The sequence below is a fragment of the Clostridium subterminale genome, assembly GCF_039521425.1.
In the GTDB taxonomy this organism is placed as follows: Bacteria; Bacillota; Clostridia; order Clostridiales; family Clostridiaceae; genus Clostridium_J; species Clostridium_J subterminale.
Genome location: NZ_BAAACI010000001.1, coordinates 504,788 through 528,178 on the forward strand (window position 1 = coordinate 504,788; position 23,391 = coordinate 528,178).

General features: G+C 29.5%; 24 protein-coding genes and 1 riboswitch. Of the genes, 6 read left to right on the forward strand and 18 right to left on the reverse strand.

The genetic code is table 11. From position 1 onward, the window contains the following. Positions 1-47 precede the first annotated feature (47 nt). Complete coding sequence (locus ABDZ93_RS02590; RefSeq protein WP_343823361.1) at positions 48-839, forward strand: SDR family NAD(P)-dependent oxidoreductase; 792 nt, start codon at positions 48-50, stop codon at positions 837-839. Between the two features lie 17 nt (positions 840-856). After that, a complete protein-coding gene (locus ABDZ93_RS02595) occupies positions 857-1,162 on the forward strand; it encodes a hypothetical protein (RefSeq protein WP_343823363.1) in 306 nt (101 codons plus the stop codon). Between the two features lie 131 nt (positions 1,163-1,293). On the opposite strand, the gene ABDZ93_RS02600 is transcribed toward ABDZ93_RS02595, so the two are convergent. Then, positions 1,294-2,775, reverse strand: a complete 1,482-nt coding sequence (locus tag ABDZ93_RS02600) for a nicotinate phosphoribosyltransferase (protein WP_343823365.1) — start codon at positions 2,773-2,775, stop codon at positions 1,294-1,296. A gap of 258 nt (positions 2,776-3,033) precedes the next feature. Here ABDZ93_RS02600 and ABDZ93_RS02605 point away from each other — a divergent pair, with 258 nt between their 5' ends. Beyond that, positions 3,034-3,927: a D-alanine--D-alanine ligase gene (locus ABDZ93_RS02605; RefSeq protein ID WP_343823367.1), complete on the forward strand. Its 894-nt coding sequence runs from the start codon at positions 3,034-3,036 to the stop codon at positions 3,925-3,927. A gap of 72 nt (positions 3,928-3,999) precedes the next feature. On the opposite strand, the gene ABDZ93_RS02610 is transcribed toward ABDZ93_RS02605, so the two are convergent. The 4 genes from ABDZ93_RS02610 to ABDZ93_RS02625 form a co-directional block, all read right to left on the reverse strand. Next, positions 4,000-4,689, reverse strand: coding sequence for a radical SAM protein (locus ABDZ93_RS02610; protein ID WP_343823369.1), 690 nt, complete (start codon positions 4,687-4,689; stop codon positions 4,000-4,002). Between the two features lies 1 nt (position 4,690). Beyond that, positions 4,691-5,251, reverse strand: coding sequence for an ECF transporter S component (locus tag ABDZ93_RS02615; protein ID WP_343823371.1), 561 nt, complete (start codon positions 5,249-5,251; stop codon positions 4,691-4,693). Between the two features lie 19 nt (positions 5,252-5,270). Further along, on the reverse strand, positions 5,271-6,251 hold the full coding sequence (locus ABDZ93_RS02620; RefSeq protein ID WP_343823373.1) for a nucleoside hydrolase: 981 nt from the start codon (positions 6,249-6,251) through the stop codon (positions 5,271-5,273). A gap of 139 nt (positions 6,252-6,390) precedes the next feature. Continuing rightward, positions 6,391-6,435, reverse strand: a riboswitch (PreQ1 riboswitch). A 90-nt stretch (positions 6,436-6,525) separates the two neighbouring features. Then, entirely contained in the window at positions 6,526-7,131 is a 606-nt protein-coding gene (locus ABDZ93_RS02625) for a DUF445 domain-containing protein (RefSeq protein WP_343823375.1), read from the reverse strand. Positions 7,132-7,355: 224 nt separating this feature from the next. Here ABDZ93_RS02625 and ABDZ93_RS02630 point away from each other — a divergent pair, with 224 nt between their 5' ends. Beyond that, complete coding sequence (locus tag ABDZ93_RS02630) at positions 7,356-8,807, forward strand: aminotransferase-like domain-containing protein (RefSeq protein WP_343823377.1); 1,452 nt, start codon at positions 7,356-7,358, stop codon at positions 8,805-8,807. 161 nt (positions 8,808-8,968) lie between these two features. Here ABDZ93_RS02630 and ABDZ93_RS02635 read toward each other — a convergent pair whose 3' ends face one another. Continuing rightward, positions 8,969-9,226, reverse strand: coding sequence for a hypothetical protein (locus tag ABDZ93_RS02635; RefSeq protein ID WP_343823379.1), 258 nt, complete (start codon positions 9,224-9,226; stop codon positions 8,969-8,971). Positions 9,227-9,476: 250 nt separating this feature from the next. Between ABDZ93_RS02635 and alr the strand changes: the two genes are divergently transcribed. After that, positions 9,477-10,637, forward strand: coding sequence for an alanine racemase (gene alr / locus ABDZ93_RS02640; RefSeq protein ID WP_343823381.1), 1,161 nt, complete (start codon positions 9,477-9,479; stop codon positions 10,635-10,637). Positions 10,638-10,728: 91 nt separating this feature from the next. Here alr and ABDZ93_RS02645 read toward each other — a convergent pair whose 3' ends face one another. After that, entirely contained in the window at positions 10,729-11,322 is a 594-nt protein-coding gene (locus tag ABDZ93_RS02645) for a GNAT family N-acetyltransferase (RefSeq protein ID WP_343823383.1), read from the reverse strand. A 685-nt stretch (positions 11,323-12,007) separates the two neighbouring features. Here ABDZ93_RS02645 and ABDZ93_RS02650 point away from each other — a divergent pair. Then, positions 12,008-13,555: an ABC-F family ATP-binding cassette domain-containing protein gene (locus ABDZ93_RS02650; RefSeq protein ID WP_343823385.1), complete on the forward strand. Its 1,548-nt coding sequence runs from the start codon at positions 12,008-12,010 to the stop codon at positions 13,553-13,555. Positions 13,556-13,604: 49 nt separating this feature from the next. On the opposite strand, the gene ABDZ93_RS02655 is transcribed toward ABDZ93_RS02650, so the two are convergent. From ABDZ93_RS02655 to ABDZ93_RS02705, 11 genes are all read right to left on the reverse strand, one after another. After that, positions 13,605-14,498 (reverse strand): AraC family transcriptional regulator, encoded by an 894-nt coding sequence (locus tag ABDZ93_RS02655; RefSeq protein ID WP_343823387.1) that lies wholly within the window; start codon positions 14,496-14,498, stop codon positions 13,605-13,607. Between the two features lie 258 nt (positions 14,499-14,756). Then, positions 14,757-16,406 carry a hydroxylamine reductase gene (gene hcp / locus ABDZ93_RS02660; RefSeq protein WP_343823389.1) on the reverse strand — a complete coding sequence of 550 codons (1,650 nt, stop codon included), beginning with the start codon at positions 16,404-16,406 and terminating at the stop codon, positions 14,757-14,759. A gap of 227 nt (positions 16,407-16,633) precedes the next feature. Next, complete coding sequence (locus ABDZ93_RS02665) at positions 16,634-17,323, reverse strand: Crp/Fnr family transcriptional regulator (RefSeq protein WP_343823391.1); 690 nt, start codon at positions 17,321-17,323, stop codon at positions 16,634-16,636. Positions 17,324-17,496: 173 nt separating this feature from the next. Further along, entirely contained in the window at positions 17,497-18,132 is a 636-nt protein-coding gene (locus tag ABDZ93_RS02670; protein ID WP_343823393.1) for an HD domain-containing protein, read from the reverse strand. A gap of 141 nt (positions 18,133-18,273) precedes the next feature. Next, positions 18,274-18,825, reverse strand: a complete 552-nt coding sequence (locus ABDZ93_RS02675; protein WP_343823395.1) for a Type 1 glutamine amidotransferase-like domain-containing protein — start codon at positions 18,823-18,825, stop codon at positions 18,274-18,276. After that, positions 18,822-19,088: a hypothetical protein gene (locus ABDZ93_RS02680; RefSeq protein WP_343823397.1), complete on the reverse strand. Its 267-nt coding sequence runs from the start codon at positions 19,086-19,088 to the stop codon at positions 18,822-18,824. Before ABDZ93_RS02680 ends, ABDZ93_RS02675 begins: the two co-directional genes overlap by 4 nt. Positions 19,089-19,271: 183 nt before the next feature. After that, positions 19,272-20,045, reverse strand: a complete 774-nt coding sequence (locus ABDZ93_RS02685) for a GNAT family N-acetyltransferase (protein WP_343823399.1) — start codon at positions 20,043-20,045, stop codon at positions 19,272-19,274. Between the two features lie 99 nt (positions 20,046-20,144). Continuing rightward, entirely contained in the window at positions 20,145-21,365 is a 1,221-nt protein-coding gene (locus tag ABDZ93_RS02690) for an alpha/beta hydrolase-fold protein (protein ID WP_343823401.1), read from the reverse strand. A gap of 29 nt (positions 21,366-21,394) precedes the next feature. Further along, positions 21,395-21,586 carry a hypothetical protein gene (locus ABDZ93_RS02695; RefSeq protein WP_343823402.1) on the reverse strand — a complete coding sequence of 64 codons (192 nt, stop codon included), beginning with the start codon at positions 21,584-21,586 and terminating at the stop codon, positions 21,395-21,397. A gap of 530 nt (positions 21,587-22,116) precedes the next feature. Next, positions 22,117-22,569, reverse strand: coding sequence for a peptide deformylase (gene def, locus ABDZ93_RS02700; protein WP_343823404.1), 453 nt, complete (start codon positions 22,567-22,569; stop codon positions 22,117-22,119). A gap of 23 nt (positions 22,570-22,592) precedes the next feature. Further along, positions 22,593-23,351, reverse strand: a complete 759-nt coding sequence (locus ABDZ93_RS02705) for an N-acetyltransferase (RefSeq protein ID WP_343823405.1) — start codon at positions 23,349-23,351, stop codon at positions 22,593-22,595. Positions 23,352-23,391: the final 40 nt, after the last annotated feature.

Consider the following 23,391-nt stretch of genomic DNA (forward strand, 5'->3'; position numbering starts at 1 on the left):
AGAATTATAAATGAAATAAAACACATACTAAACCTGAGGTGATAATATTGAAACATATATTAATAACTGGTTGTGGTTCTGGTCTTGGACGTAAAGCAGCTATAACCTTGGCTAGTAGAGGTCACTATGTTTATGCAACCACTCATACCGATGAACAAGCATACAAATTAAATATGTTAAATAGAAAATGGAAACTTCCCATTGAAAGCTTTAAGTTAGATGTATTATGTAAAGAGGATAGAGAAAAAGTAAGAGACTTACCGATAGATGTACTAATAAATAACGCCGCCATAGGAGATTCTGGTTCCATAGCTGAAATAGATGTAAATAGATTTAGAGCTACTTTTGAAACTAATGTGTTTTGTCCTATAGAACTGACTCAGATTGTTTTGAAAGGGATGATAAAAAGAAGAAAGGGCAGAATTATATTTCTCTCTTCCTTAACTGGTCGCATAGCTATACCATTTTTATCCCCCTACTGTTCCACTAAATTCGCACTTGAATCTATTGGTTATTGCTTAAATAAAGAACTTAAGCAACTTCCAAGAGTAAATATTCCTGTAATCTTAATTGAACCTGGCTCCTATGCTACAGGTTTCAATCAATTAAATGTAAGTAAACAGTTTAATTGGATGAAGGTAAACTCATACTTTAAAAATAGAATAAATAAATTACAGCGTAAACAATATCTATACTTTAAACTAACTGAATCAACTAATATGGATAGCATAGTTATGAAATATGTAGCTGCTGCAGAAGAACCTCACCCTAAATTTAGATACATAGCTCCTTATGTTCAGGGATGTATTGCGAAAGCTAAAAATATATTAAAAAAATAATTATAAGGAGGCTCATAATGACTATTAAATATAATAATAAATTTGAAGAAATTCTATTTAAGCCAAAAGATATCATTTCTTCTATGGATGATGATTTATACCATGTAACTACTTTAAATAAAGATTTAGATCATTTAAAAATTAACGATGATTTTTCCAACGAAGAACAAGTTAAGGATCAACATACAATTCAGACTCAAAATTCTAAAAATATACTAATAGATGCGTTAGGTAAAACAGAGAAAGGTCATGAAACTCTAAAAAATCTTAATAATAGAAATGACTCTGTAAATGTAAATAGCTTACCATTAATGAATAAATAATTTCTATTAATACTTTATAAAAATATGTACTGTAAGGAACAAAATAAAAAATTGAAACCATAAAATGACTATGTGACATCCATATCATATAGTCATTTTAGATTTATATATATATTGATAATTAACTTATTCTAAGAATGATTTTCTTCATTTGAATATTTATTAATTAAATCATATTTTAGTGTCCATAGTTTTTCAGATAAGTCTACATAGTAATTGTGAGGATTTTTAAGTCTCAAAGACTCCTCCCACAAGGTTTCAACCTGTCCTTTGCAATACTCTCTAATTTCTTTAATACTAGGAGATAAATATACACACTCTCCTTTATCAAAGATTTTTACTTGTAATTCCTTTACATAATAGTCTGTTAGAACTGTTTTTTTCCATGTATGAACGGGATCAAAAAGAATATAAGGCTTACTTTCATCTAATACTTCATCCCTCAAGGTCAGTAAATCCCCTACTGCTTTATTGGTTGCCTTGTGATAAAATCTATACAATTTTTTAAATCCAGGATTAGTTACCTTCTCTGGATTTTCACTTAATTTTATTTTAGACTCTAATTTATTACCATTTTCTATAGCCACTAACTTATATACCCCTCCAAATACAGGATTTGATTTAGAAGTTATTAGATTTTCTCCTACTCCAAAGATATCTATCTCTGCCCCTTGTAGTAACAAATCACTTATAAGGTATTCATCTAAGGAATTAGATGCAGTTATTTTGCAATCTTTCATGCCAGCTTCATCTAACATTTTCCTCGCAGCCTTTGAAAGATATGCAATATCTCCACTATCTAACCTAATCCCCTTTAACCTATTTCCCTTTGGCTCTAATATCTCCTTAGTAACTCTTATTGCATTAGGTACACCACTTTTAAGCGTATTATAGGTATCTACAAGAAGTATACTGGAGGTTGGATAAACTTCTGCATAGGCTTTAAAGGCTTCATATTCATTATGAAAGCTTTGAATCCAACTATGAGCCATGGTTCCTACTGATGGAATTCCATATAGTTCTTCTACCATTGTACAGGCAGTACCAAAACATCCTCCTATATAAGCAGCCCTTGCTCCTAATAGAGCTCCATCATAGCCTTGAGCTCTTCTAGATCCAAATTCTAAAACCCCTCTCCCCTGGGATGCTCTAACAACTCTGCTTGCTTTAGTAGCAATTAAGCTTTGATGATTTATAGTTAAAAGTAGCATGGTTTCTATTAATTGAGCTTGAGGAAGTGGTCCCCTAACAGTTATTATTGGCTCATTAGGAAATACCACAGTTCCTTCTGGAATAGCCCATATATCACATTGAAATTTAAAATCTCTTAAATACTCCAAAAAATCTTCAGAAAATATTTCTCTTTCCCTTAAAAATTTTATATCGTCTTCAGAAAAACTCAGATTATTTATATATTCTATCAGTTGTTCTAGCCCAGCTGTTATTGCATATCCACCATCATCGGGAATTTTTCTGAAAAACATATCAAAATATGCTATTCTATCCCTCATACCCTTCTTTAGATACCCATTTCCCATAGTTAATTGATAAAAATCCGTTAACATGCTTAGATTTCTCTTTATATTCATACTGCCATCTATTTTAATATTCATATGTTAGCAAGCTTCCTTTCCTTAGTTTTCCTATTAATCCTTATTAAATCAAAGACTTATACTCAAAAATAAATATGTTATTCATAGTTATTTCTTAATTCTTGGATTATTATACTAAGGACTATACCAACAAATTCTTCATAAATATTACTCCTTAAACCACCCTTATCTAAAATTCATCACTTTATGGTACTTTCTCTTTTCTTTCATTGAAATATAATTATAGTATAAGAAAAATAAATTTAAGGAGATGTATATATGAGAGTTGGAGTATTAATGGGTGGGATTTCCCTTGAACGAGAAATATCTCTTTTATCTGGAGAAGAGATATTTAAGAACTTAAATAAAGATAAATATGAAGTGATTCCTATGATTATAAACTCTAAAAAAGAAGTTATAGATAAAGTTCATGATTTAGATTTTGCTTTTTTAGCCTTTCATGGAGAGTTCGGAGAAGATGGTGCTATTCAAAGCATTTTAGAAAGTCTGGGAATTCATTATTCTGGGAGTAATCCTTTGACTAGTGCCCTTTGCATGAATAAAAAGCAATGTAAAAGAATTCTAAAAGCTGAAGGTATTCCTATAGCAAATGGAGTTAATCTATATAAACATGAAGGTGTGAATTTAAAAGAAATAGAAAAATTAAAATATCCTATGATAATTAAACCTAACAGTGGTGGTTCAAGCATTGGAATTTCTTTAGTTTATAGTAGAGATGAGCTTAGAAATGCTATATTAGAAGGATTTAAGTATGATGATGAAATAATTATAGAAGAATATATAAATGGTAGCGAGTATACTGTTCCCCTATTAAATGGTGAGACATTACCGATTCTTTCTATAATCCATAAAGGCACTTTCTTTGATTATGAATCCAAGTACAATGATACAGATACCTTAGAGGAAGTAGCTATCCTTCCTGAATCCCTTCAAAATGAAATCAATGAAATATCAAAAAAATGTTATAGGCTCTTTGATTGTAAAGCCTATGCAAGAGTGGATATAATGATGAGTAATAACAAACCCTATGTAATAGAGCTAAACACTTTACCTGGTATGACTAAAAATTCTCTATTTCCTAAAAGCGCAAAAGCTGCCAAAATGGAATATTCAACTTTACTAGATAAGATTATCGAATTTTCATTAATATAGTAATATAAGAGATGAGCCACTTTAATTGGCTCACCTTTTATATTCTATCTCTTAATGAGTTAATTCTTAAAATTAATCTCCTACTCCAAAATCTGTATTTTCAAATAATACTTCAATTTTACTAACATCCTTAAGGAATTTATATTCCTTTTCAAACCAACTTATTAATTCTTCATCTCTCTTAATATTCGTAGTGTTTTCTGTAAAAATATTTATTGTTCCATAATCAAAGTGATTTAACACTATATCAATATCTTCTTTAATCATTTCTTTGTTTTGTCCTTTTATACCTACCATTAAGCATACTGAGCTAAAATACTTTCTAACTTCCTTATAATCTTTAAATCTAGCATTTTTATTTAACACTAAATTTCTAAAATTATTATCAAAACTTTCAACTCCAATTTTAAAAACAATCTCAATGCCAAAGAAATCTCTTATTTCTTGCAACCTATTTCTATAGCACCAATGGCTTTCTAAAAACATCTTTTTTATATTCTTTTCTCTTATTACTTGTCTAATATTTTCTAAGGTTTCTTTAGGTAATTCAAAGCAACTTCCTGAATTAATTACTTCTAAGGTACCATATGTTCCCTTTACTTCCTTTAACACCGACTTATTAATATCATTGATTTTTGAAGAATCTGTTGAATTATCCTCTATATAATCGCAAAATGCACACTTCCCCCAAACACATGGAAAAGCCTTTAGTAATACTATTTCTCTTTTATTTTTTCCTGTTATTATATTATATCTATCCATACTATTCATTCCCAACAATCTTACTTTTAATATCTAATGGTAGCATTTTAATAAATGTAAATACTAATCCAAAGCTCACAGCTTTATCTAATAAATCTGTAAAAATCTGAGTAGAAAAAACTGCTGTAATAATACTAATCCCTGAATTTTTAAGTATTGCAACTAAAATACTTGAACCTGAAGAAGTTACCCCTTGAAAAACAAAGGAAGCAATCACTGCTGCTGTTGCTGAGCCTAAAACAGTAATTAGCAGTATTCTTAAAATTGACTTTAAAACTCCAGCCTTCTTATCATTAAATAACATTCCTGTACTTATTCCCACCACTAATTGTACTGGTAAAAAATAAAATGATATGGGATCAAAAGTTATACCATTAATAATTGATGATAATCCTCCAACCATAGCTCCACTTACTGGTCCAAATAGTATTGAAACTAAAATAGTTCCTATGGTATCAATGTAAATTGGAAGTTTTAATGACAATGCAATAAATCCTCCTACTAAATTTATAGCTACTGCTAAACCCATAAATATAATTCTCTTATTCTTTTTACTGTTCATATTTTTAACCTACCTATTCTTAATTTAATCCGTATTTAGAATTATTTAAAACTGATATGATATCCTCTTTGTGGTTTGGAAAAATTCTTGTTAGAAACATTTCCATAAAACTCTTTGAATTTACTTCCGATAACACTAAACAATTTGGTTTTTCTCTATAAAAGTTCCCTTCATCCACCAGTGTCATTCCTATGGCTTTTCCTTCTGTAACTACATCCACAAAATATTCTTTTCCAGAGCATAATTCCGAATTAATAAAATATGCTACTGCTAGTGGATCATTAATTACACACCCTAATGTTCTTTCTTGGTTCCAATGAAAATCCACATAAAATTTAGTTATCTTTACAATTAGCTCTCCAAGGGGCTCATTAAACTGCCTTATCATCTCTATATAATTTGGAGTTAAAACACATTGTCTAGTAACATCTAATCCAACCATTGTAATCTTCCTTTTTAATTCCTTAAAGACTTTTTCTACACCATGAGGGTCAACCCAGAAATTAAACTCTGCTACTTGAGAGCAATTCCCAAAACTCTTAAAGGTACCTCCCATAAGAACCAGTTCCTTCATTTTTCTTATGCCTACACAATCTCTTTCTAAAGCTTTTGCTATATTAGTTAAAGGTCCTAGTGCGATAACTGTGATATCCTCTGATTTTAACTCATCCAGAATAAAATCTACTGCACCTTCTTTATAGGTTACCTCCTCTACCCTTGGTAAAAAACTTTTTCCAAGTCCATCACTTCCATGGGTATCTTCTGCAGTAATCAGTTCTCTTTCTATAGGATCACATTCCCCAAGATACACTGGTATATCTAACCTATTTAGCTCCTTAAGTATCTTTAATGCATTTTCTGCCCCTTTTTTTCCATGAACATTCCCTGATACTATAGTTATGCCCTTCACTTCTAGCTCCTCTGATTTTAGTGCAAGGATTATAGCCAATGAATCATCAATTCCTGGATCACAATCTATTATTACTTTTCTCTTATCCATATTTTCCCTTCCTTTCTTAATCAAAGTACGTATAATAAATAAAGCCTAAAATAAAAAATGCCTTGGGATCCATCCCGAGGCATAAAAAATACAACCTAAAAAAGGTCGTACTAAGGGTATAGTACGACCATATAAGTCTTATTCCCTAGTTTTTTATAGAGGGATGGTTACGAACCTCTCCCACAGAACTCTGTGGATTTTTTATTAAATTCTTTAATTAACATATCACATTTTATACTTTATATCAACTTCTTGTCCATAATTATGTGTACCCTTATTTAATCAACATAACGACCAATCCTTGAACTACACCAATTGCAGCTCCTAGGATAAATCCTAGAACCTCGATATGTTTTAATTCCTTTTTTGCTACACTTACAATTATTCGCTCAAGCTCTTGTAAATCCAAGTCATTTATTTTTTCTGCCACTAGTTTTTCAATATCTACTCTATTCTTAATATGGTCAATGACTTCACCCTCTATTTCCTTTAAGGCCCCATCAACTTCTTCCTCTATAATGTTATCAATGGGCCCTTGTACCATCATTCTAAAGGGTACTGGCACAAAATCCATCTTTCCTGCCACTAAAGTTCTTATTTTATTTTTAACTAACTGACTAAATATAATCTTATCATCTTCTGTAATGGCACTATTAATTATATCGTCAATTGATAATAATTCCTTTGCAACAACTTCCCCAATATTTTGGGCTATTTCATTTTTCCTCTTGGGAATTAACCCTACTATTTCAAAATTTATTATTGGAATTTTGATTGGATTTATTGGTCTAAACATCAGTTTTATGGCCAATATATTAGTTACCCAACCAATGACTCCTCCTACTAATGCTAATAATACTACTACAACTAAACTGTTCATGATTTCCTCCTAAGTGTCATAAAATTTCTATTAACATTCTACATCACTTGCTCTTATTTTTCTATTGAAACTAACTTATTTTTCTAATAAACTATCTTTAAGAGATGACATTATTAAATTTTTAAATTTTTTTAAATTTACCAAAATAAACTTATATATTTTTACCATATTTTCTTATAATATTATTTATAAGTTGAAAATTAACAGAATAGGTGGTGTTAACATTGATATTTTCTACGCTTATTATAAATAAGGATGAACCTATTTATCTTCAACTAGAAAGACATATCATTGATGGAATTAAAAAAGGCGAACTAAAAAAAGATAGCAAGCTACCTTCGACCAGAGAGGCTAGTAAACTTTTAAATATAAGTAGAAATTCTGTCATTGCTACCTATGAAGAATTAGAAAGCAAAGGTATAATAGCTACTAAAAGAGGTGTTGGTACTTTCATTCTAATGGAAAGTAAGAATACCTGTGAAGAATATAATGTAGATCTTATGAGTATGATTAACAATTATGCTAGTACCCTTAGAGACCTAGATATTATCAAAAGTGAGCTTCCCTACAAGAAGAATATGATTTCCTTTAAATCTATTGCTCCTGAACCTAGTCTTTTTAACAAAGATGACTTTAAAAGAGCTCTTTTAGATGCTTGGACCTATGAAGAAGAAAACCTGTTAAACTATGGATATGCTAAAGGATATGCCCCTTTAATCCAGTATTTTTTTCAATATATGAAGGAAAAAAGTGTTAATACTGAAGGTAAAGATATATTGATCACTAACGGTTTTACTGAAGCCTTTGATATTATTATAGGTTCCTTAACTAAAAAAGGAGATATAATCCTTTGCGAAGAACCTACCCATAATACAGCTTTAAAAATTATGAAAGCCCATGAAGTTGAAGCTGTTCAAATAAAAGTGGATGAGGAAGGTATGGATTTAAGGGATTTAGAAATAAAGCTTAAAAAGCATAAGCCTAAATTTGGGTATATAATTCCTTCTTATAATAATCCTACTGGTATTCTAACTAAAACTAAACGTAGAAAAGAGATTTATACTATTTTTAGAAAATATTCTGTTCCTATCATTGAAGATGGATTTAACGAAGAGCTTCTCTACTCTAGTTCTCCTATAGATCCCATAGCATCTTTAAGTGGTAAAGGTAACAGTGTAATTTATATAGGTAGTCTTTCTAAAATACTCTTTCCAGGCCTTAGAATTGGATGGATTCTAGCTAGCAAAGAGTTAATAGATGTTTTAGAAAGCGTAAAAAGAGGTAGAACAATTCACTCTTCTTTTCTAGATCAAGCCTCATTTTACTATTATCTAAAAAGTGGGGCCTTCAATAGATATGTAAAAAATGTACGAAAATACTATAGAGATAAGTATAACCTGGTTATGGAAATGGTGAATAAGTATATTCCCTATGAATATGTGACTGGAGAAGGCGGACTTCATATATTTATTAAGCTTAAAAATAATATGGATGCAAGACAGTTGCTAGATATGTGTTATAGGGATAATGTGCTCTTTATGCCTGGGGATATTTTTTATGAAAATAGTAAGGGGCAAGACTCCTTTAGAATAGGCTTTGGTAGAGTAAGTGATGATGATATAAAAAGAGGTATAAAAATAATTGGTAATAATATTAAACAGTTAACTAAATTATAATTGCAGTGCTTCTAAAATACAAATCTATAAAAGGACTTATAACCTATTTATAATCATAAGAATTACTTATTTTTATATAATAGAACTTATTCGTCCTTTTTCTTAACTAAGCAAACTTTCATTAGTATTATCAAGTATTCTTAATTCGCAATTTATTTAGTTTATTTATGGATCTTATTCTTTATATTATTTCTATATCCTATAAATAATAAAACTAATGCAAATACTCCAAAGAGTATGCCCAATATTTTCTGATGCGACTGTTGTAAATGACTGACTATAGGATATTTTGTACCATACAACATAAGTCCTGTAAAAAGAAATATAAAGAATAAGTTGATAGCTTTTTTATCTTTTTTATATTGAAATGCGTAGTAAATTATAGTAGCTAAAAGAATAATTATTAATCCATAATCCATAATAATTTTCACCTCCTCATCTTAATAATTCACATCTATATTTTAACATATTTATGTTTTTATGTAACGCAATTATAATACCTGAACCACCTCACCTATAAATCCTTCCCTTACTGGTTCTTGTGATTTATTATATAAATAATAAAATATTAGTATAAGGTAAGTTTCACTTGATATAACGAAGTAAATTCTTCATAAATATAACTAAAATGGCTTACTAGAAATAATGAAAGAAATTACGAGGTGTACAATGGAAAAGGTAATGAGACCTGTATGGTCTGAAATAAATTTAGACGCAATAGCACATAACACAAAAAATATAAAAAAATTAATTGGAGATAAAGAACTCATTGCCATCGTTAAAGCAGATTGCTATGGCCATGGAGCTATAGATGTTGTTCCTACCCTTCTAGAAAATGGTGCATCTAGACTTGCTGTAGCAATGCTAACAGAAGGCATAGAGCTTAGAGAAAATAATATCAACGCTCCCATAGTAATCTTAGGATATACTCCTTTATACTTAGGAGAAGATCTAATAAGTTATGATATCGAGCAAACAGTATATGATTTAGACTATGCAAAAGAATTATCAAAAATAGCCTTAAATCTTAATAAAAAAGCTAAAATTCACATCGCCATAGACACTGGTATGGGCAGAATCGGATTTCTCCCTTGTGACCATACTGTTAAAATTATAAATGAAATTTATAATTTAGATGGTTTAGATATAATTGGAATCTTTTCTCACTTCTCTACCTCTGATGAAGAAGAAAAATCCTATGCTAATGAGCAGCTTTTAAAATTCACAAAGGTTATGGCTGATTTAGAATCTCTTGGCATTGACATTCCATTAAAACATATTTCTAACAGTGGCGCAATTATAGATATGCCTAAAACTTATTTAAATGGTGTGAGACCAGGTATTATACTTTATGGTTATTATCCTTCTAATGAAGTTTCTAAGGATAACCTTTCAATAAAACCAGCTCTAACTTTGAAAGCGAAGATATCCCATGTAAAAGAATTAGATAAGGATATGTATATAAGTTATGGTAAAACTTTTAAAACTAATAAAAAAACTATTGTAGCTACACTACCTATAGGTTATGGAGATGGTTATCCTAGAGATTTAGGTGAAGATGCTAAAATAATTGTAAATGGTAAATTTGCTAGAATTCTAGGTAGAATTTGTATGGATCAGTGTATGATTGATGTAACAGACATAGAAAATGTAAAAACTGGCGATGAAGTTATTATTTTAGGCGAAGAAGGAAATTTAAAATTTAATGCTGATGATATGGCAGAAGCTTTAGGAACAATCAACTACGAAATTCTTTGCAGAATTAAATCCAGAATTCCTAGAGTATATATTAAAAATAAAGAAATAGTTAAAGTTAGAAATAACATATAAGAAAAAAGTCTTGTCACTTCTAAATGACAAGACTTTTTTCTTAGGTATATATCATGGACCTTTATAGTCCTTATAATTTATAGACACTACATTAAACCATTTTTACCATTCTATATAAATATTGAGAAAAATACTTTTCTTCTTTTTCAAATTTATAGTCTAAATTTTCGTAGAACTTTCTTACCTTCTCATCCTTAGCTAACAGTGAACACCCTTTATATCCTTCTTCTTTAGCTACCCTTTCTGCTAGCTTCATTAGCTCTTTTCCTATTCCAAGACCTCTAACTTCTTTAGTCGTAGCTAAATTTGCTATATACAGTTCTCTATCTCCACCCTCTTTTAAGTACATTCCTAAAATAAGGTCCTTTATAAATTTTACTTTTCCTTTAATTCCTTTTATCATATGAAGTAACTTAAAACTAGTTTTTATATCTAAATCAGATATTTCTTCACTGTTCAAAAGAATTATAGCTCCACAGGTATTTTCATTTAATTCTGCTACCTTTATATTTAAATAGGAATATCTAGATTCCTTACTTAATACTAACCATTGAATCCTATTTAAAATCTCCTCTTTAGTACCCTGGCCCCAAACATGATCTGGAATTTCCTCAGTATCATATATAAGACCAGCGATAATGGGGGCATCCACCTCCGTTGCATCTCTTAATGTTAAGTTTTTCATAATTATCCCTCTTTCATGAAATTTTCATTTAAATTTCTTAATCCTATTATATTATGATTAGGGAAATTAATTAAGGCTTTAGATCCGCAGTATTTCGTACTTTTATGCTATTATTGAATTCTTACTAATTTATACAATTGTCCTATTAGTACTTATTAATGCTTACAATAAGTATTATCCATAAGATCTGCTACCTACTTTATCTCTCACTTACAAACTCTTTACTAGCATTAGTATAAGGAGTATGTTTAAAATCAAAAGTAACTTTATTACTGTATTTACTTTTTCAGCTACTATGGTATAATATTTATGTATATATGTAATAATAAATATATTAAATATTATTATATTTAAAATAAATTAATGCAAAGAAAGAGGTCGAGTCGAATTGTGTAAAATGGTAGTTCTTGTAAGTGTTTTAGGCTAATAACGGGATAACTGCGCCCTTTTTTACCTAAACATTTGAATAGAATTGCCTTTTATAGGATAAGACTCTTTTTTCATACTCTAAATCATACAAGATTTAAATTAGTATCACTATACTATTATTTTGATATAGCTAATAAGTGAGCTAACTTTTTACACTACTATGATTTAGAATATAATTTTCATTGCATTAATTTATATGAAATTTAAGGAAAGAGCAAAGCCTCTTTCCTTTTTTATTTTACGGAGGTATATAGACATGAGTATATTAAATATTGAAAATATAAGCTTTAGTTTTGGAGATAAAACTATTTTTAAAAATATGTCCTTTAGATTATTAAATGGCGAACATGCTGGTCTTGTCGGAGTTAATGGTTCTGGTAAGACTACCCTATTTAATATTTTAACTGAAAAATTAATCTGTGACGAAGGTAGCTTTTCCAAGGCTTCCTCATGTAAGATTGGATATCTTAAACAAAATTCCGATATAAATGAAAACTTGACTATAAAAGAAATATTAAAGGAAGCCTTTAAAAATCTTTACGAATTAGAAGAAAAGATTTTATTTATAAGTGATGAATTAGCTATTGGAGATATGAATGGCTATGATAAGTTAATTAATAAGTTAGGCCATCTTCAAGATAGACTAGACTCCAGTGAATTCTATAATATTGAAAAGCATATTGAAACTATGTCTAAGGGACTTGGTATAACTACCCTTGGTATGGATACTCCCTTCAAAAATCTAAGCGGAGGTCAGAAAACTAAGGTTATGCTAGCAAAGCTACTACTTGAAGCTCCTGATATATTACTTTTAGATGAGCCTACTAACTATCTAGATAAAGAGCATATAGAATGGTTATCTAAATACCTACAGGATTATAAAAATGCATTTGTAGTCATATCCCATGACACTAGCTTTTTAAATAAAATTACAAATGTAATCTTTAATCTAGAGTTTTCTACTATAAAAAGATATATAGGAAATTATGATAACTTCTTAAAGCTACAAGACGAGGAAAGAAAAAGATATATAGCTGAGTATACTGCTCAGCAAAAGGAAATTCAAAAGCTTCAGAACTTTATTGATAAAAATAAAGTTCGTGCTTCCACTGCAAAAATGGCTAAGGGTAGACAAAAGGCTCTTGATAAAATTGAAAAACTAGAAAAACCAAAAATAATTTCACCTACGCCTAGTTTTTCCTTTAATTTTACAAGAACCTCAGCTTCCCTTATAATGAAAAGCTCTAATCTAGATATTGGTTATAGCTATCCACTTATAAAAAATCTTGATCTTACTTTAAAAAGAGGTGATAAAATTGCCATTACAGGTTGTAACGGTATAGGTAAATCCACCTTCTTAAAGACCATAATGGGAGTAATCCCTCCAATAAATGGTGACATAAAATTTGGAGATTATCTGTACCCTGCTTACTTTGAGCAGCAGGTTCATGGCTCAGATCGTACTCCCCTTGAGGAAGTATGGGATTCCTTTCCTCAAAAATCTCAAAGTGAAATAAGAGCAGCCCTTGGTCGCTGTGGTATTAAAAATGAGCATATGAACCAAAAACTAAAAACTTTAAGTGGTGGAGAACAATCCAAGGTGAGACTTTGCAAACTTACCTTAACTCCAACAAATTGGCTATTACTTGATGAGCCAACTAACCACTTAGACGCTATCTCTAAGGCTGAACTAAAAAAAGCTCTTATTGATTTTAAGGGTACTCTCCTTTTAGTTTGCCATGAAGTTGATTTCTATAAAGATTTAGCAACTCATGTTTGGAATATGGAGGAGCTTTTAGCTTAATTCATAAGGAGCAGTTATATATTTATAGCTGCTCCTTATTTATATATCTCTATTCTGCTTTAGGTTCTACTCTAATCCAAGATTCACAGTAGCCTTTGCCATTATCTTTTTCATAATACATTTCTAAATCATAGCCTTCTAACTTTTTATAAGTTGATGTAGGTAACCATTCAGTATGTGCTCTCTTATTTAAATCTTGAAAAGCAGTACTAATATTCTCAATTCCATATTCCTCTGAAGTAAAAATTGCCCAAGTAGCTGAGGGAATCTCTACTATTTTATAACCTGTTGTATCACTTTTATCATTCTTTAAAGCACATATCATATATGGGAAAGTAGTTCCACCAGTTTTCCTATAATCACATATTGCATTTACTGGACATAACTCCCCTTGATTATTTAAGTTACCTGTAGATTCAGCTAATTTGTCACATTCCCCATTACTTAATACCTCATCCCAAAACTTTGGTATCTCTCTTAAATTCTCATCATAATTCATGTCAAATATTCTTTCAATGCCATAAACTTGAAAAGCTTCTCTTCTTTCAATCCTATACTTCATTTCACTTACTCCTTTAATTGAAATTTGAAAGGATATACGTGGATATGCCTTTAGACTAATTCCCTTATTTCTTGCTATTGTAGGAGTAATACCATGCAAATTCTGAAATGCGCGAGTAAAAGCTTCTGGTGATTCATACCCATACTTTAGTGCAATATCGATAACCTTCATAGAGCTATTTTGCAGTTCAAAAGCTGCCATAGTCATCCTTCTACGTCTAACATACTCTACCATTGAAATATCAGTAATAAAAGAAAACATTCTTTGAAAGTGATGCACTGAATACCCAATTTCATTAGCTACTTTCTCATAGTCAATTTTATTTGTTAGATTAGTTTCAATATATTCAATGGCTCTATTCATTTTGTCTAAAAGTTCCATATCTATCCCTCCTTTAATAAAAGTATATCAAGTTATATTACATTGAGCCTTGCAGTTCTTGTCCTCTTCTGCAAGATTATTTAACTTAAATTATATATTACACTAGAATATATTTCTACATCATTATTTCACTTATATAGATTAATTTATATACAAAAATAAGGGTATTAACTTAATATATAAAGTCAATACCCTTATTTTCACTGAAATATTTATATGTTAAGGATAAATATATTAGGGGTAAATTAGGGGCATATATTATCCTAAAAACATTTCTAAATCTTCATCCACAGTTCCTATTCCTGCTATTCCAAAATTCTCTACTAATACTTTTGCTACATTTGGTGATAAGAATCCTGGAAGTGTTGGTCCTAGATGAATATTTTTTACTCCTAAATAAAGTAATGCTAGAAGTACTATTACAGCTTTCTGTTCATACCAAGCTATGTTATAAGCTATAGGAAGTTCATTTACATCATTTAGTTCAAATATTTCTTTTAGTTTTAAAGCTATTACAGCTAATGAGTAAGAATCATTACACTGTCCTGCATCTAAAACCCTTGGAATTCCACCTATATCGCCAAGATTTAATTTATTATAACGATATTTAGCACATCCTGCAGTTAATATTACTGTATCTTTTGGTAATTTTTCTGCAAACTCTGTATAATAATTTCTTGATTTCATTCTTCCATCACAACCAGCCATAACAAAGAACTTCTTAATAGCACCAGATTTAACAGCTTCTACTACCTTATCTGCTAAAGCAAATACTTGTGCATGAGCAAAACCGCCTACAATTTTACCATTTTCAATTTCTTTAGGTGATGGTAATTTTTTAGCATGTTCTATAATTTCACTAAAGTCTTTAGCTTTTCCCTCTTCTCTATCTTTAATATATTTAAATCCTGGATATCCAGTAGCACCTGTAGTATAAACTCTATCTGCATAACTTTCCTTTGGTGGTACTATACAATTTGTTGTAAACAGTATTGGACCATTAAAAGGTTCAAATTCTTCATTTTGTTTCCACCAAGCATTACCATAGTTACCTACAAAATTAGAATATTTCTTAAAGAACGGATAATAGTGAGCAGGTAACATTTCACCATGAGTATAAACATCTACTCCTGTATCTTTTGTTTGTTCTAAAAGCTCTTCTAAATCCTTTAAATCATGTCCTGATATCAATATAGCAGGGTTATTTCTAACACCTATGTTTACTTCGGTTATTTCTGGACTTCCATAAGCCCCCGTATTAGCAGCATCAAGCATTGCCATAGTATCCACACCAAATTTTCCTGTTTCTAAAGTAAGTGCAACTAGTTCATCTGCACTTAATGTATTATCTAATGTAGCTACTAATGCCTTTACCATAAAATCATAAACTTCTTCATTTTCTTTTCCTAAATTTAATGCATGTTCAGCATAGGCTGCCATACCTTTTACACCATAAATAATTAATTCTCTAAGAGAACGTACATCTTCATTTTCAGTAGCTAATATTCCAACTTCAATAGCCTTTGATTTTTCTAAAAGTTCTAAATCACCTTCTACTACAAAAGTAGCAGCATCATGTAATTCTCCTAAACTTATTCCTTTATCTAATAAATCTTTCTTAACTTCTTCTCTAAGTTCTATAGCTTCCTTTATTTTTTCAACAAATGCAGAATCATCAAAATTAGCATTTGTAATAGTCATAAATAATCCACTTACTATAAAATGATTAGCTTTAGGAAATCTTATACCTTTCTCTAATCCTTTTTGCTGAAAAATAGCAATTCCCTTCAATGCATAAATCATTAAATCTTGTAAGTTAGCAACCTTCTCTGTCTTTCCACATACACCTCTTATTGTACAGCCTGTACCTTTTGCAGTTTCTTGACATTGATAACAAAACATCCCCATTTAAAAACCTCCTTTAAAATTTTGTTTTAATTGGCTTTTTTAATCTATATTAATATAATATGTAATTTTACGCTTAATTTCGGTATCCCAGGATACCATTGTTAGATATTTGTAAATTTTATGATTATTTATAGATTTTAAATCTATAATCACAATATAGATATATCAAAAGAGGCTTTCTCAAAATAGAAAAATCTATTTTGAGAAAGCCTCTCTTGAATAACTCTTTATCCTAAACATTCTTTTAAACTTTTTAGATTAATTATTCGAAAGGAGCTTCTGTGAAAATCTATAATTCCTTCTTCCTTCATATTTATTAATTCTCTCGAAAGGGAAGGTCTAGATACTAGTATATATTCAGCTAATTCATTTCTCTTTAAAGGTATATCAAAGGTAAGACTATTATTAATATTATATTGCTGAATTAAGTATGTGCTAATTTTCTTTCTTATACTCTTTAATGAAAGAATTTCTACCTTTTCATTTAAACTAAGAGCCTTTTTAGCTACTATTTGCAACATGTTCTGTATTAGATTTTTGTGTCCCTGACACGCTTTATTACATACTCCTACAATCTTATCTGGGTGTAAAAATAGGATAGTACAATCAGTATACGCCTCTACAGTTGAAAGCCATCCATCCTTAGAAAAAGCATCTATTTCTCCAAATAAATCTCCTCTTTTTACTCTTGACATCATAACTCTATCACCATCTAAAGTTTCCTTACTAACGCTTACTTCACCCTCTAAAACTACTCCTATCCCAGTTAATTTATCTTTTTCAATAGTTATTATATCTCTTTTTTTATAGGTTTTTATGCTAGACTTTAAACAACTTAATACACTTTTAAGTTCTTCTTTTTCAATATCTTTAAATAACTCAATGGTCATTAACTGATTAATCCATTTTTCATCCATAAGACTTCACCATTCCTTACTAATCCTTTATTTCTTCATTTTCCAATATAATATCACATGGCACTATAAATTGCTGTAATAAGTGTTACAAGACAAAGATTATTTCCTCATATGCTTAAAATTTTTATAATCCATTTTTAAAATTAATAACTTAATCAATAATTTAATATCTACTATTGATTAAAATAGGAATATGTACTTTCATATTGCCTTAGTAATTGTTGATAATATGAAATTTGAATATTTACCCTATCATGAAAATATTCTGTACTAGTTTTAGTAGAAAACTTTTCTTTTAAAAGTTGTTGCAATCTTTTAATTCTATTTTGTAATAAAGTAATTCCATCTTTGTTACTTAGTGTTTCAAATTTGTCCCATCTTAAAGCATCAAAAATCCTATAGGCATCAAATCGATCAATATTATCACAATCACTAATAATTTCACATTCTATTGTGCCATTAAATTCGAAATCTGCTTTCCCATCTACATGAATTGCAATTCCATAACATATTTCATCTATTACTTCTTGTGATAAATTTAAAGTGTTTAGAAAGTTTCTTGCCACTTTTGCAGAAACTCTTCCATGATCTATTCCTATTTCTGTATCAAACTTTCCTACATCATGTAATAGACATCCTATAACAACTATAAATTCATTTAAACTTTCTTTTTCTGCAATTTGCTGCCCTAATGCGGCAACTCTTAGGGTATGCTCATATCTATACTGCTTTTCCACTTCATCAATGTTGTCTTTTGAGAACAAATAGTTCTTTAAAAATTTTCTTGCTTCTTCATAATATTTATTCATTCTTTATCTTTAGTGAGAGAGTGTACTGTAAGTACTAAACCCTCACTAAAACTCACCTCTTTTCTTTTTATATTATTTTATGTGTATAACATGTTAATAGCTTTGTTAATAATACACAAAATACGAATTTTTGATTTTTTACTATATTATAGCAATATCATTATCTATAATTATTATGGCTTGACTGTCCGTTAATTTAATATTAGAACAATCACTTTTATTTAAATATCCACATTCTGTACCTTCTTCTGCATGAACATTGAGCGTACAATTGATATAACCTAAATTGTTAGGTAAATTTTGTGATAAAACAACACTACCTGCACTTACGCCTACATATACCCCTCCGTTATGCAAAAATTTTTTCAATGGAATATTAAAATTAGTTTCGTTCATTTTGTTCAATAAATGTTGTGTAGTTCCACCGCAAACGTATATCACATTAAAATTACAAATTTCATCACAACTCATAATTCTATCTAAATCATATGTAACTATATTATCTTCTAAAATGCCAATATCTAAAAGGTCATTTTTACACACTGGAATCCACACCTTTGCATCCTCTGTTATTGCAGCAGTTGGAATAAAAATAACTCTAATTTTATCATTAGGCATATTTACTAATTCTAAAAACTTTTCTTTAATGTTTTTATTAGCAAATCCAGCAGATGTTAATATCAATTTTTTCATATCTCTCCACTTAATTCCTCCTTATCATCTCTACATTTACCTATACATATTAATCCAATAGGTACATCTTCTTTAAATATAATGACATCCTCTTCCCATTTTTCTGATAGAGCCTTCTTAAAATATATTTCTCTTTTACTGGGAGTTGTATTATCTAAAATTTCATTTGGAACAATAACTCTATAGGCACTTTTCCATGACTTAGAATGAATTTCTCCTAGTACCTTTGCATCATCAAAAGTAGCATAGCGTATATTATACATAAATATTCTCCTGACTATTTAAAATTTTTCATAGATAACTATTTAAAAATTCTCCTATTTACCTATTTAACTTTTTACCTATGAAACTATGTAAATAGTTGTTCTGTTCATGCGGGTTTCAGGAATTTTGCTATTTAAAAGTACCTGTGCTAAAGGTTCATTAATTTTGAAAATAAGCCTTATCTATAAATTTCTTCTTAAAATATGCCAAATATCATTTCCTTGAAATCCACATTTTCGATACATCCTTTGCGGGTTTGTCTTATTATCAACTTTTCCTGATACAGTAACAAATTTAGATTTTTCTTTAATTATCAATAATAAAAAATTTACAAGAGCAACTCCTATTCCATACCCCCTATATTGAGGGAGTACTTGTATCCATTCCAAGGAACCTTCCATTATATCTTTATCACACTCAGCTATACCTAAAGCAATAGGCATTTCTTTTATATTATCCACCACAAAAACCCATAGACTATTATCAAAAACTTCTTCTTTAGTCCAATCTAAAACTTCCTCAGGAGTTACTCTAATATCTGAATAACATTTGCAAATTATATCTGATACTATATCCGCTTCTCTTGGTATATCCACAGTGTAAAATGAAAATCTTCTATCTAATTCTTCCTTATGAATATTTTTGAGATTATGAATAAGTTTAAAATACTTCTCATCTATAAAATCTAATTTATTAAACTTTCCAATAAAGTTATCATGCAAAATCATCATTTCATAGTTATCTTTAATTTTAGGATATATGCTATATTCACTACTAATCCAATAGGTATGGAGCATAGATTCATTTTCTATAATAAGATTTACAACTTCATTATTATTAATTTTAATTTCCTTTTTAAAATTAGAAGTCATCTTTATAGTTTTCCATAACGCCGTTGGCTGAAATGAGCAGGGATTTTCTAAGTACTTTTCTCTTAAAACAACTTCAAAATTCAAATTAAAAACCTCCCCAAGTAATTATCACTTTAAACCTAGCTTTAAATCATAAATAAAAGCATTAGCGAACTCTTGTTGCTCACAACAAATCCTCTTCTCCTAATTTATTCCTATAAGTGAAATCAACCCATTTGCTAAGTTTTCTCCCCAACTTAAGTAATCATGTCCACTTTTAAACCATTGAAATTCAATATCATATCCTTTAGCCGTTAAAGTATCTTTTAAATTTATATTAGTATCGATTATTTTATCCTTAGTTTCTAAAACCCCAATACTTAAATAAAATTTAAGGGATAATTTATCTGTTTTCTTAAAATTAGAGCTCGTCCAGCAATCATCATTAACAGAACTATAACTTTCAGGTCTATACCAATAAGAGCCCGACTGAGAAAGAACATTTCCAAAAATTTTTGAATAGTTTAACCCTAAATAAGTTGCTGTTAATCCCCCTAAACTTAGTCCACAAATTATGGCATCTTTTGGGTTAATAGAAATATTATAATTTTGCCTAGCCCATGGAATTAATTCTTTTACTATAACTTCTCCAAAAGAATCACTACACTTCAATTCTTTCATCCTGTCTTCTGTTGAATCAATGAATATTGCAACTATAGGAGGTATCTTTTTAGAAGCTATAAGATTATTTAAAGTTTCTATGGCAGAAAGAAGATTAATATACTCGTCACCATCAGTTAATACTATAAACCCATAGTTTTTTTCATTCCTATCATATCCATAAGGTGTATAAACTCTAATTCTGCGCTTATCCTCTAAATTTTCACTTTCAAATTTATATTCTTCTAAACTTCCTCTTGGTACATCTTCTATTTTTTTAGTCCAAACATCTTCCTGTGACTGTGGCATTATTACATAAGAACTTTTCTCATCATCTTCTTCATTTTCCCCTTTAAAAATCATTACTTTTTTATTTAATCTATCATATACAGATCTATTATAGTATCTTTCATCCCAATTATTATCTAGTGGATCATTTGGTGAAAAATAATACTTAAAACGTACATCATTTCTCACTTCATAGGTAATGTACCATAAGTCTGTTTCCAATATTCTTTGCATTTGATTATCGTTATAATTCTCTTTTCCTACAGGAGGTACAAACAAAACATTTTTACATTCTTTATCTCCTTTATAAATAAAGGTAACTAAACTATTTTTAGAATCATTTTCTAACTCTTCTATTATTGGAGTCCCCTTCTCCTCTATAATGCATAAAAATTCTTCTATAGCTCTTTCCCCATATAATTTAATTTTCTCTTCTAGTTCAGTTATAGTTCTACTTTTAAGTAATGATTTCTTCATACTAATCTTTCCTCTCTTTCAATTACTGCTTATTTATCAGTTAATATAGTGAACTCCCACGGTATGTTTTCATTATTCCAGACTGGATGCTCCTCAAAGCTTTTTAGTATAAAACCAGATGTAATTACTGAATTTATGATTTCACTAAGGGTATATAATCTAATTGATACATTATGAAAGTCCTTTTGTTTCTCTTCACTAAAGAACTCTTTATATGCCACATATGAAACAATTATAATCCTATCTCCATGTTCTTTTCCTACATCTCCAAAAGTATATAATTACTCTAGATAAATATCATCCACCTTTAAGTACCTCTCTTTACCATAAAACATCTATTTAAATTATATATCATAATAAAGGTTATTGTTATAATATTCTTTATTTTACATAAATTAATTTGCATATTTAAGGTTATTATGATTTTTATATAACATAATTAAAAAATGAGGCTTTCGCAAAATATATTGCTAATCTTATATAAAATATTGAAGATGCACTTTAATATTATTGTTAGCGAATGCCATTTGCAGGGATATTAGATTTACTTAGTGTTTATGAATGGTAAAATCGTAAGCAACTCAACTTGTTTGAGTGTATACGAGTTGTTGTGTTGTAGATTTTACCTTGAATAAATGCTTTAGTAAATCAATATTCCGAAACGGCTGAGCGTTAATAATATAAGTGCTTATTCAATATTTATTTAGATTAGCTTATTTTGCGAAAGCCCCACTTTTATTTTAAAAGGTAATTACCTAATGTATTCTGTTACAAGATCCGTAAAGAGTATTCCATCTAAGTGATCAATCTCATGGCAGAAACATTTTGCTAAGTCACCTGTACCGGTAAATGTGACCTCCTCACCATTCTCGTCTAAAGCCTGCACTATAACCTTTGCTGGTCTTTTTAGTTTTCCCCAAGTATCTGGTATACTTAAGCACCCCTCTACCACATTTTGTTCCCCTTCTTTGTAGATTATCTTTGGATTAACTAATTTTATCAATCCTTGTCCCATATCCATTACAACTAATCTTTTTAATATTCCTATCTGTGGAGCAGCTAAGCCACCACCATTTTCTGTATTGTACATAGTATCTGCCATATCATTTAAGATTAATCTTATTCTATCATCTACATTTTCAACTACTTTACTTTTTTTTCTTAATATCTCATCATCTGATAGTCTAATTTTTCTTAACGCCATTTAAATTACACCTCTACTTTGCTCTAATCTTGATTTTCTTCTAATATTTTAATAAACTTTTTCTCATTTAAGATATCATTCGTTATAAATTGTCCATTATAAAATAAACTATATGTGGTAAATGGAGTTGGTGAATTTTGTGCTTCTTCTATAGTTTCATATTTCTTAACCTGCATATTAATATTCATACTTTTAGCAATTTCCTCAACAAGAGGTACATACTTAGCTGTAAAAGGACATTGATTACTATAATAAAGTACAAATCCCATTTCATCTATTTTACCTTCCTTTGCACATGACCTAAAGGAAGGTTTATTTTCTCCATCTTTAAAAGGTAAATATAACAGTTCATAATAAGGCTCTGCTCTATCTGCAATTAAAAACCCCTTATGGATTAGATATTTTTTATCTGCTAAATAAGGTCTTTTTTTATCTGAAGATAAGATTACTAATCCCTTTTTTCCTTTATTTTTACTATCTATAATACATTCATCTAATAATTTATTAGAAATCCCTTGACCCTTATATTGACCAGATACCCAAAGACAATTAATGAACATGTACTTTTCTGCAATAATAGGACACCAAGCTTTTTCGGCAGGTATATACTCAATAAAAACTTTACCTCTTACATCGCCTTTTTTAAATACTAATCCATCATTAAATCTAGCCTTCATCCACGCTTTCTTCGATGACACTTGGCATTCACCTTTTTTATCAGCAATGGCACAGCAAATGTGTTCTTTTTCAATATTTTCATTGTCTACTGTAATAATATTCAATGATTTATTCCCCTTCCCAAAATAGTTGAATCCATTATCA